Annotated in this window: 10 protein-coding genes; 6 read left to right on the top strand and 4 right to left on the bottom strand. The window is 68.7% G+C overall.

The window, feature by feature from the left end; all coding sequences use genetic code 11:
- The first annotated feature begins 213 nt into the window (after positions 1-213).
- Both rpsR and rplI read left to right on the top strand, forming a co-directional pair.
- Positions 214-468, top strand: a complete 255-nt coding sequence (rpsR, locus tag EIO58_RS01755; protein ID WP_005054609.1) for a 30S ribosomal protein S18 — start codon at positions 214-216, stop codon at positions 466-468.
- 11 nt (positions 469-479) lie between these two features.
- Complete coding sequence (rplI, locus tag EIO58_RS01750; protein WP_127817974.1) at positions 480-932, top strand: 50S ribosomal protein L9; 453 nt, start codon at positions 480-482, stop codon at positions 930-932.
- Positions 933-1,247: 315 nt separating this feature from the next.
- Here rplI and EIO58_RS01745 read toward each other — a convergent pair whose 3' ends face one another.
- On the bottom strand, positions 1,248-2,576 hold the full coding sequence (locus tag EIO58_RS01745) for a hypothetical protein (RefSeq protein ID WP_127817973.1): 1,329 nt from the start codon (positions 2,574-2,576) through the stop codon (positions 1,248-1,250).
- 116 nt (positions 2,577-2,692) lie between these two features.
- Complete coding sequence (locus tag EIO58_RS01740; RefSeq protein ID WP_240658521.1) at positions 2,693-3,712, bottom strand: hypothetical protein; 1,020 nt, start codon at positions 3,710-3,712, stop codon at positions 2,693-2,695.
- Positions 3,713-4,323: 611 nt separating this feature from the next.
- Between EIO58_RS01740 and dnaB the strand changes: the two genes are divergently transcribed.
- The gene (gene dnaB / locus EIO58_RS01735; protein ID WP_127817972.1) at positions 4,324-5,697 is read left to right on the top strand and encodes a replicative DNA helicase; all 1,374 of its coding nucleotides are present in this window, start codon (positions 4,324-4,326) and stop codon (positions 5,695-5,697) included.
- 722 nt (positions 5,698-6,419) lie between these two features.
- On the opposite strand, the gene EIO58_RS01730 is transcribed toward dnaB, so the two are convergent.
- Together EIO58_RS01730 and EIO58_RS01725 are read right to left on the bottom strand one after the other, a co-directional pair.
- On the bottom strand, positions 6,420-6,878 hold the full coding sequence (locus EIO58_RS01730; protein WP_127817971.1) for a cupin domain-containing protein: 459 nt from the start codon (positions 6,876-6,878) through the stop codon (positions 6,420-6,422).
- Positions 6,875-7,372: an HtaA domain-containing protein gene (locus tag EIO58_RS01725; protein ID WP_127817970.1), complete on the bottom strand. Its 498-nt coding sequence runs from the start codon at positions 7,370-7,372 to the stop codon at positions 6,875-6,877. Before EIO58_RS01725 ends, EIO58_RS01730 begins: the two co-directional genes overlap by 4 nt.
- Before the next feature lie 118 nt (positions 7,373-7,490).
- On the opposite strand from EIO58_RS01725, the gene EIO58_RS01720 reads away from it, so the two are divergent.
- The 3 genes from EIO58_RS01720 to EIO58_RS01710 are packed head-to-tail and all read left to right on the top strand — an operon-like array spanning position 7,491 to position 10,060.
- On the top strand, positions 7,491-7,718 hold the full coding sequence (locus tag EIO58_RS01720; RefSeq protein ID WP_127817969.1) for a ferredoxin: 228 nt from the start codon (positions 7,491-7,493) through the stop codon (positions 7,716-7,718).
- The gene (locus tag EIO58_RS01715) at positions 7,715-8,857 is read left to right on the top strand and encodes an NAD(P)/FAD-dependent oxidoreductase (protein WP_127817968.1); all 1,143 of its coding nucleotides are present in this window, start codon (positions 7,715-7,717) and stop codon (positions 8,855-8,857) included. Before EIO58_RS01720 ends, EIO58_RS01715 begins: the two co-directional genes overlap by 4 nt.
- Before the next feature lie 12 nt (positions 8,858-8,869).
- On the top strand, positions 8,870-10,060 hold the full coding sequence (locus tag EIO58_RS01710; protein WP_127817967.1) for a cytochrome P450: 1,191 nt from the start codon (positions 8,870-8,872) through the stop codon (positions 10,058-10,060).
- Positions 10,061-10,083 lie beyond the last annotated feature (23 nt).

Raw genomic sequence — 10,083 nt, 5'->3', positions numbered from 1 at the left:
CGGTCAGTCGCGTCCGGCGCAGGTCGCCGACGAGCCCTGGTCGACCCCCGGTTCGGCGAACGCCGGCGGCGCGGCCGGCGGCGACGCGTGGGCCGCTCCCGGCGCCTACGGCGACGACACCCCGTTCTGACGCTTCGCCGGGCTCAGCGACCGGATCCCGGCGCTGACGTCGCGCGAGGCATCCAACTCTCGAAATCTCAGTAAGGAAACACCATGGCTGGAAAGGCAACCGGCGACCGCCGGAAGCCGCGGAAGGGCGCGAAGAACGCCGCCCCCGCGAAGGCGATCCGTGTCGGCGTCATCGACTACAAGGACGTCGCCACCCTCCGCAAGTTCATCTCGGAGCGCGGCAAGATCCGCGCCCGTCGTATCACCGGTGTGTCGGTGCAGGAGCAGCGTCTGATCGCGAAGGCGATCAAGAACGCGCGCGAGATGGCGCTCCTGCCCTACGCCGGCGCTGGCCGCTAAGGAGTACCGACATGGCAAAGCTCATTCTCACGAACGAGGTCGCCGGGCTCGGAAGCGCCGGAGACGTGGTCGAGGTCAAGAACGGGTACGCCCGCAACTACCTCATCCCCCAGGGCTTCGCGGTCGCGTGGACCCGCGGTGGCGAGAAGCAGGTGGCGTCGATCCGCGCCGCCCGTGAGGCGCGCGCGATCCACGACCACGAAGAGGCCGTGGCCCTCAAGGACGCCCTCGAGGGCAACAAGGTCAAGCTGTCGGTCAAGGCCGGCGCCGAGGGCCGTCTCTTCGGTGCGGTGAAGACCTCCGACGTCGCCGACGCGGTCAAGGCCGCGGGCCTCGGCGACCTCGACAAGCGCAAGATCCACATCACCTCGCCGATCAAGTCGGTGGGCGAGCACGAGGCGACGATCCGTCTTCGCGACGACCTCACCGCCGTGATCACCCTCCAGGTGGTCGCTGCCAAGTAGGGCGTCGCACAGCGAAGCGCGGATGCCGCGGGTCCCACGGATCCGCGGCATCCGCGCTTTCTGGTTCGGTGCCCACGCGGTCTCGTGGAGAACCGCGCAGACGCCTGGCACCGACGGGTGCCGCGAGCCCCCCGGGTCGCGGCACCCGCCGATTCGAGGCCCCCGACCACCGCCGTCCGATCCAGGCAATGCCGGACCACGGCGGTCGAAGGCGGCTTGGGTGGCGGGAGGGTCGTCCTGGGGTGACGACCCTCCCGCCCGCTCGCACAGGTCGAAGCGAGGGCTTCGTCTGGGGCGCGAGTGCCCCGACTCGACCTATGCCGAGCGTCGCCGCGACACGCGCGCGATCACACCGGCCACCAGGAGCAGAAGCCCCATCAGCAGCGCGGGGAGCGCACCCGGTCCTCCCGTCGTGGCGAGTTCTGTGCCCGCCGATCCTGCCGCAGAGCCCGTGACGCTGTTCGAGCCGCCACTCGTCGTGCCGTCACCGGGGTTGGTGGGGTCAGCGGGATCGGTGGGATCGGTCGGGTCCGTGGGATCGGTGGGATCGGTCGGGTCCGTGGGATCGGTGGGATCGGTCGGGTCCGTGGGATCCGTGGGATCCGTGGGATCGACCGGGTCGGTCCGCCCGCCCGGCCCTTCGGTGGTGCTGTCGCCGACGATCGAGATCGCGTTGAGGCCCATGGTGATCGGCAGCGACATCGGCGCCAGGATCTGCGTGCCGCCGAGGATCGAGCCGAGGCCGCCGGTCGCCGCCGTCGTACCCGGACCGCTTGCCGTGGCCGGGGCCGCGGAAACCCCGCTCGACGTGCTGTCGCCGATGAGTGAGATGGCGTTGCCGACGGCCGTGATGGGGGCTGTGATCGGGGCGAGCACCTGGGTGCCGCCGAGGATCGAGTCCGCGCCGTCGGTGGTGGTGGTGTTCGAGCCGCCGGTGGTTGCGGTGCCGGGCGTGGTGGCTGCGTCGGTGCTGGTGCTGTCGCCGATGAGTGAGATGGCGTTGCCGACGGCCGTGATGGGGGCTGTGATCGGGGCGAGCACCTGGGTGCCGCCGAGGATCGAGTCCGCGCCGTCGGTGGTGGTGGTGTTCGAGCCGCCGGTGGTTGCGGTGGCTGCGTCGATGCTGGTGCTGTCGCCGATGAGCGAGATGGCGTTGCCGACGACCGTGATGGGGGCGCTGAGCGACACCAGACCCTGAGTGCCCGAGAGCAGCCCGCCGGCACCTGTCGTCTCGGCACTTCCCGCGGGTGCGCCGGCAGGCGCGGGGGCGGGCGTCGAGGCATCCGTCGACGTGCTGTCGCCGACGACCGAGATGGCGTTGCCGACGACCGTGAGCGGCACGTTCACCGACACGAGGGCCTGAGTGCCGGACCCGGTGCCGCTCTCACCGCTCGCGACAGCAGTCGGAGCCGGGGCCGGAGCAAGCGCCGGTGCGGCCGCCTGCTGGCTGGAGGAGTCTGCGATCACCGACAGCGAGGTTCCGCTGATGCTGATCGGGAGGTTGATGTCGATGATGGCCTGCGTTCCCGAGAGCAGCCCTTCCTCACCGGTGGTCTCGGCCGCGTGCGCGACCGTCGCGCCGAGCAGCGTGATGCCGCCGGCCAGAAGCGTGCCCCATAGGGCGCGCTTGCAGAAAGTACGCATGGTTGTTCCCCTTGTGTGTGATCGATCGGTTTTCGCAGTGCGTGAGGGCGCACGGCTAGCGCGTGACGACGCGCTGCTTGCCGTATGCCGCGATGAAGAACGCGGCGGCGAGCCGATCAGTCAGGGGAGACGTCGGTGGATCCGGCGGGCGCCGGCGGGACACGGTCGTCCTCGGCTCCGGCACGGCGCACCCAGGCACGGTGTGCGGCGAGCGGAAGGAGGGCAGCCACTGCCCAGGCGCCGGGACCCGCACCACCGGATCCCGCGGAAGAAGAGGCGAGCGGGCAGAGCCCACCCGCAGCACCAGGGACTCCGCCGTGGCCCGCAGGGGCGGAGGCGGAGACGATCGAGCCGTTGTCGGCCGACGAGACGATGACGGATGCCGATTCCCATGCGGCGCGCAGCGCAGCTGCGGGGGAGAACGCTGCGGTCGAGTCATCCGCCAGTGCCGCGATCGAGGGCGCGGCGGAAGCGACGTCGCCCGGGGTGCCGTCGGTGCCGCCGGGCGCCTGAGGCCCATCGACGACACCGGGAAGGCCGGGGCTGCCGGGAAGCCCGGGCCCGCCGGGGGTGGAGCCGTCGACCGGCGGCTGGCCGATGGTCGAGCCCGTGTCATCCACCGCGCCGACGACGCCGTTGAGCGTGTCGTCGACGGTCTGCCCGAGGTCGGTCACCGCGTCGTCGAGACCGATGCCCGAGACGATGCCGCCGACGACGGGAACCTCGGTGACGAGGTCGACGACCGGGGCGGTGATTCCCGAGACGACGCCGCCCGAGACGATCTCGGTCACAGGCTGGGTGACGGTGCCGACCACCGAACCGACAGTCTGCGCGACCTGGCGCACGGGCTGCTGAACCGGAGCCGGCGCCACACCGACGACCGTGTCGACGGTCTTCGTGACGCCGGTCGTGACCGTCGAGACGGTGTCGGTGACGGTGGAGGCCGTGCTGTCGACGAGCGACGTCACGGCGCCGAGCGCACCCTCGAGCAGTCCGTTGCGGTCGGAGTCGTCGGCATTCGCGTGCGAGGCGCCGAGGCCCAGCGCGAGCGAGAGCACGATCCAGGCGAACGCGGTCGCGGCCCCGATCAGGGCCAGCCGCACGAGCCTCGGCAGTTGCGAGGTTGCGATCTTCACGTTCACCTCCCACGACGAACAGCGCCACACGCTCCAGAACGGACGTGCGTGAGAGTGCCTGGACTTGAGACGTTAGCGTGTGCCGACCGGTGTGTCCAGGAACTCGCGGGCCGAGATCGGCGCACTGCCGAGCCTCCGCGCGCGCGGAGCATGCTCATGTGCGCGCGCAGCGGCGCCCGTCCCCGGAATTGTGCACAGGTGCCCCCTCGGTGCAAAACCTTAAAGAGGGACTTCAACCACATCCTCCTCCACAGCCTGTGAAATGCGCAGCCCCTGATCAGGCGCGGTTTTCGAAGCGGGGGAGCACGAGAACCCGGGAGTTGTCCACAGCCGTTGTTCACAGGGGCATCGGCGTTTCTCGCAGTCTTTCCACACAGTTATCCACAGGGCATGTTGCGAGTGTCGGAGGGCGTCCTTAGCGTGGGGTTCGGCCCAATCGGGGGGCGTGCTGCAGCAGTGCGGCAATTACCGGATCGCGCATGTGAGCGAGTCGACGAGCAGGGTGCCCAAGCACCCTGTCGGTCGAGTGCGCTCGCATGCCGCCGTGCCGTCCGGCGCACGTCGCCCCGAGCTCGGACGATGGAACGAACGATCTGGAGGACGCGCAGCCTATGTCGATCGCCGACATCTCCGAGGAGCGCATGGGGGGTCCCCGTGAGTACGAGCGCACTCCCCCGCACGACCTGCTCGCCGAGCAGAGCGCCCTCGGCGGAATGCTGCTGTCGAAGGATGCCGTCGCCGACGTCATCGAGACGCTTCGGGGCACCGACTTCTACATCCCCAAGCACGAGCTGATCTTCGAGGCCATCCTCACGCTCTACTCGCACGGAGAGCCGACCGACGTCGTCGCGGTCACCGACGAGCTCATCAAGACCGGAGAGCTGCAGCGCGCCGGCGGCGCCGACTACCTGCACACGCTCACCTCGATCGTGCCGACCGCCGCCAACGCCGGCTACTACGCGTCGATCGTGTCGGAGCGCGCGCTGCTGCGGCGCCTGGTCGAGGCCGGCACGCGCATCGTGCAGATGGGGTACTCGGGGCAGGGCGAGGCGCTCGACCTGGTCAACAACGCCCAGGCCGAGATCTATTCGGTGACCGGTGCGGAGGCAGCCGAGGACTACGTGCCGCTCACGATCGCGGTGGATGCCGCGGTCGAAGAGATCGAGGCGGCGCGGGGTCGTGACGGCCAGATGACCGGCATCCCGACCGGCTTCGCGGGTCTCGACCAGCTGACCAACGGGCTGCACCCGGGGCAGATGATCATCATCGCCGCACGACCTGCGATGGGCAAGAGCACCCTGGCTCTGGATTTTGCGCGGGCCGCCGCGATCAAGCACGACATGCCGACGATCTTCTTCTCGCTCGAGATGGGGCGCAGCGAGATCGCGATGCGTCTCATGAGCGCCGAGGGCGCGGTGCCGCTGCAGTCGATGCGCAAGGGCACGCTCGATTCACGCGACTGGACGACGATCGCCGCGACGCGGGGTCGCATCAATGACGCACCGCTCTACATCGACGACAGCCCGAACATGACGCTCGTCGAGATCAGGGCGAAGTGCCGCAGGCTCAAGCAGCGGGCCGGATTGAAGATGGTCGTCATCGACTATCTGCAGCTCATGACCTCGGGCAAGCGCGTGGAGTCGCGACAGCAGGAGGTCTCGGAGTTCTCGCGTGCCCTCAAGCTCCTCGCCAAAGAGCTGCAGTGTCCGGTGATCGCGCTGTCGCAGCTGAACCGTGGTCCCGAGCAGCGCGCCGACAAGAAGCCCGCCCTCTCCGATCTCCGCGAGTCGGGCTCGATCGAGCAGGACGCCGACATGGTCGTGCTGCTGCACCGCGAGGCGGCCTACGAGAAGGACTCCCCGCGCGCCGGTGAGGCCGACCTCATCGTGGCCAAGCACCGCAACGGCCCTACCGACACGATCACAGTCGCCTTCCAGGGCCACTTCTCGCGCTTCACCGACATGGCGCCGGGCGACTTCGGGTGAGGTGTAGGTTCCGGTTGGAGTCGTCCGTTTCGCGGGTGAGATGTCCACCGCGTGTCCAAATGGACATTTCGGCCCCGGTGCTAATGCTCCGCTCGGCGCCGAATCGTGCGAAGGTGCTCGTGTGACTTCTCCGCAATCGCTCAGCGGTGCCGACCGCCGACTCGCTGCAACTATGGCCGCGGACTGAGTCGAGAGAGTGCCCTTCCTGTTGGAGTCCCAGGCACCTGACGACGGCCGACGCCGGACGGCTTCACCCGAGCTCGAGCGTTGCGGCGGGCACGCTCGATGCCGCTGGTGAGACACGCATCGCCTCGTGGCAGTCCGCGCGTCTCAGGCGGTATCGTTCGGCTGCACAGACCGCTGCGTGGGCTGCCGACCAGGCCGCGGGGTGGCTCACATGGGAGCTCATGTTCTCGGCGCTGCGGCGTATGCGGCGAAAGGCACGGCACCTGTCGGCACCCGGCAATGCGGTTACTGCTGATATGAGATCTCCTGGCAGCTTGACCAGATGATCGACCCCGTCAGGGCGGCGCTGCGGTCGCTGCCGCTTCTCGGAGAGGACTCCTAGGGTCCTCTCGGGTCGGGGTTGCTTGCCTAGCGTGCGCTCGGCGCGCACATTGCTCTTTCGACTGGGGGGTCCTCCGAGTGCAGCTGAGCGACCTTCGCCGCGAAAGTCCCGCCAACCTCAGCGGCACCCCGCGCGAGATGACCCTTCCCCGAGTTCAACCCAGGGACGGCGCGCCGATGAGGACGAAGAGCATGCGGCACATCTTGCTTGACTCGTTGCGCCATCCATGGTTGGTGCCGCGCTGGACGAGCACGTCGCCCGTGGACATTCGCCGCTCCTCGTCGTCGAGCACCGCGACGATGTCGCCTTCGATCACGTAGCAGTAGTCGAGGGAGGGCGTGCGGTGCATGTGTACCTGCTCGCCGGGTGCGCGCGGGGCGAAGTCGACGATGCGGAACACCGAGCCGCGCTCGGGCGGTGCGAGCGCAGACCCGCGCAGGACCGGATCGTCGAAGCCGACACCGCTGTCTGACGCGCCGTCATCCGCCCACAGCTCGAAGACCGGGCCGCCGTCGGGTGCCTCCCATACGTGCGGGTTCGGGCCGTCCGCCACGAAGACGGCGCGGCCGTCGCTGTCGTCGGCGGTCACGATCCGTCGCAGCCTATCGGTCATCGCGAGCTCTTCTCTGTCAGGTGGGTGGTATCGGGGGCGTCGCCCGCGGGTGCGGAGAACGCGAGATCGTCGACTTGCTGGTGCTCGTGGTACTGCAGACCGCCGAGCGCGAACGCGCCGTCGGATGTAAGCCGCACGCGCTCGCCGCGCCAGGCGTGCTCGCCGTCGGGAAGGAGGGCGAACCGCGCCAGGACGATGCGCTCGGGATCCTCACCGCCCGTCGTCGCAAGTACAGACACGGTCGACTCGGCGCCCGTCGAGATCCACGGATCCTCCAGCGTGACGTCCATCAGGCCGCCGTGGGCGTGGAGACGGATGCCGCCCCGGAACATCAGCGTGCCCGTCGGCTCGCCCGGCTGGGGCACGAGCGGGAACCGGAAACGACGGTCATCCGAACGCTCCGCGCCGCCCGTCACCTCGATCGTCCCGTCGGCCTGCGCGGCGACGTAGCCCAAGAGGGACGTCTTCACGGCCCACAGCAGTTCTCCGATCATGCACTGAACCTAAACTGGAATCGACCAATCATGCAAGAAGTTACAGGTCAGGATTGACACAAGCGAATTTGCTCACCTACTGTGAAGCCACATCGCAGTGACGAGGAGGTCATCGGCTATGCCGGAGCAGACGCAGTCGGGCACCACCGTGCTTCATCTGAACGAGTCGCGTTGCGAGGGGTACGGCTTCTGTGAGGAGCGTGCGGCCGAACTGGTGCGGCTCGACGACGAGGGAAACCTCCACATGCTCGTCGACCACGTCACCCCCGAGCAGTTGGATATGGCGCAGAAGGCGGTTCGCAGCTGCCCGGTCGCCGCCCTGCGCCTCGAATCCGCCGGAGCATGACCGCGCCGCGCCGCATCGTGATCGTCGGCACTTCCATCGCCGGCATCACGGCTGCGGAGGAGCTGCGCGCGGACGGTTTCGACGGCACGATCACGCTCATCGGCGACGAGACCGAGCAGCCGTACAGCAAGCCCCCTCTCTCGAAGGCGTTCCTCGCGGGTTCGGAGACCGACGATGACATCCGCCTCCCGGATCTCGATCACCTCGACATCGACCTCATCGCCGGCGTGGCCGCGCACGGTCTCGACCGCGACCGCAGGCGCGTACTGCTCGACGGCGACGAGGTTCCCTACGACGGCCTCGTCATCGCGACGGGTGCGCGCGCGGCAACCCTGCGCGACTGGGGCGGCAATCCCGACGGTCTCGATGAAACTGTTCTGCGCACCGCGGACGACGCGCGTGCCCTCCGGGCCCTCTTGGTCGACGGTCATCGCCTGACGGTCGTCGGCGGCGGAGTACTAGGAATGGAAATCGCCTCCACCGCAGCGAGCGCCGGCATGGACGTCACCGTGATCGGAACGACCGCCCCCATGCTCTCCGCCCTTGGTCCTTATGTGTCGCAGCTCATCCTCGACCGCGCGCTCGACGCGGGTGTGATCTACAGCGTGGCTTCCAAGGGTGCGGTGCTCGAAGCCGCAGGCGGGCGCACGCGCGTACGTGCGGGTGGCGAGACCATCGAGTCGGATGCGGTCGTCACCGCCGTCGGTTGCGTTCCGAACGTCGCGTGGCTCCGGGACTCCGGGCTCTCCGTGTCTCCCGGGCTGATTGTCGACGAGCGGTGCCGCGTAGCATCCGATATCGTCGCTGCCGGCGACGTCGTCTCTCTCCAGGGCCGGGCGCGCACCCCGCACTGGTCCAGCGCGCTCGGTCAGGGACGGTCGGCGGCGGCCGCGCTTCTCCGCGGCGACGAGGCCGAGCCGTACGTGGCACGCCCCTACTTCTGGACCCACCAGTTCGACCTGTCCCTGAAGGTCGCCGGTGAGGGAATTCCCGATCACGAGCCCGAACTCCTCGACGGCGACCTCGCGGACCTGACCGCGCTGTGGCGCTGGTCGACCGACGGCAGCCCTGTCGCGGCAGTCGCGCTGAACCGACACATTCCGATCTCGCGCCTGCACGCGCACGCGGGACAGGCCTGACAAGGAGGAAGAATGACCACGACCACCCCGAATCTGCCGGTGGATCTCTTCGCCGACGAGACCCTGCTCGATCCCTACCCGGCGTACAAGCGCATCCGTGACGAGGGTCCCGTCGTGTGGCTTGATGTCCTCGGTTGCTGGGCCGTCGCCCGCTACGACGGCGTGCGCGCCATACTCGAGGACTGGGAGACCTTTACATCCGATAAGGGCGTCGGACTCAACGACGACGTGAACAACGCCATTCAGGGAACGCTCCTCGCCTCCAGCCCGCCGCTGCACGACCAGCTACGCGGTATCCTCGCTGAGCCTCTCTCGCCGCGCGGACTGCGCACGATGAGCATGGACATAAAGCAGCGCGCCCTCGAGCTCATCGAGCCACTCATCGACCGCCGCCGGTTTGATGCCGTGACCGATCTCGCGCGCGTGTTCCCGCCGACGATCGTGGCCGATCTCGTCGGCATCCCCGACGCCGTCCGGTCGCGTCTCATACCGTGGGCAGACGCGATCTTCAACATGATGGGACCGCCCGACAAGGCCCGCACCTACGCGACGGCTGATCTGGTGGGCGAACAGTACGCGTGGCTCGCGACTGTGGGGACCCGCGACCTTGCCGAAGGTAGCTGGGGGCGGGCGATCTATCAGGCCGCCGAAGACGGCCGCATCCGCCCGGATCAGGCACCGACCCTGCTGTCGGCGTACACGAGCGCGGCGATGGACACGACGATCAATGTGCTGAGTTCGGCGATCCTCCTCTTCGCCGAGCACCCGGAGCAGTGGGACGAGCTGCGCGCAGATCGCTCGCTTATTCCCTCCGCGTTCAACGAGGTGCTCCGCCTGGAGTCGCCGCTGCAGTTCTTCACGCGCGTCGCCACGACCGACGTCGATCTGCTCGGGACCCCGGTCTCGGCCGGCGACCGGCTGATGGTCGTGTTCGCGTCAGCGAACCGCGACGAGCGCCACTGGGGCGAGAACGCCGCGGAGTTCGACATCACGCGTGACGCGTCCGACCACCTGGCGTTCGGATACGGGATGCACGGCTGCGTAGGGCAGGGCCTCGCGCGGATGGAGGCGCATTCCGTCTTCGAGGTGCTCGCAGACCGCGTCGAATCGTTCCATCTGACCGGACCGGTCGAGCGACGCATCAACAGTGCGATCCGCGGACTCGACAGTGTTCCGGTCGAGGTCGTCACCATCGTCGACTGACGACCCCCACATCACTTCACACC

The organism is Microbacterium sp. CPCC 204701 (assembly GCF_004010105.1).
GTDB lineage: Bacteria > Actinomycetota > Actinomycetes > Actinomycetales > Microbacteriaceae > Microbacterium.
Note: the sequence above shows the minus strand (reverse complement) of the source record. Positions and strands in the feature narration are given on the sequence as shown.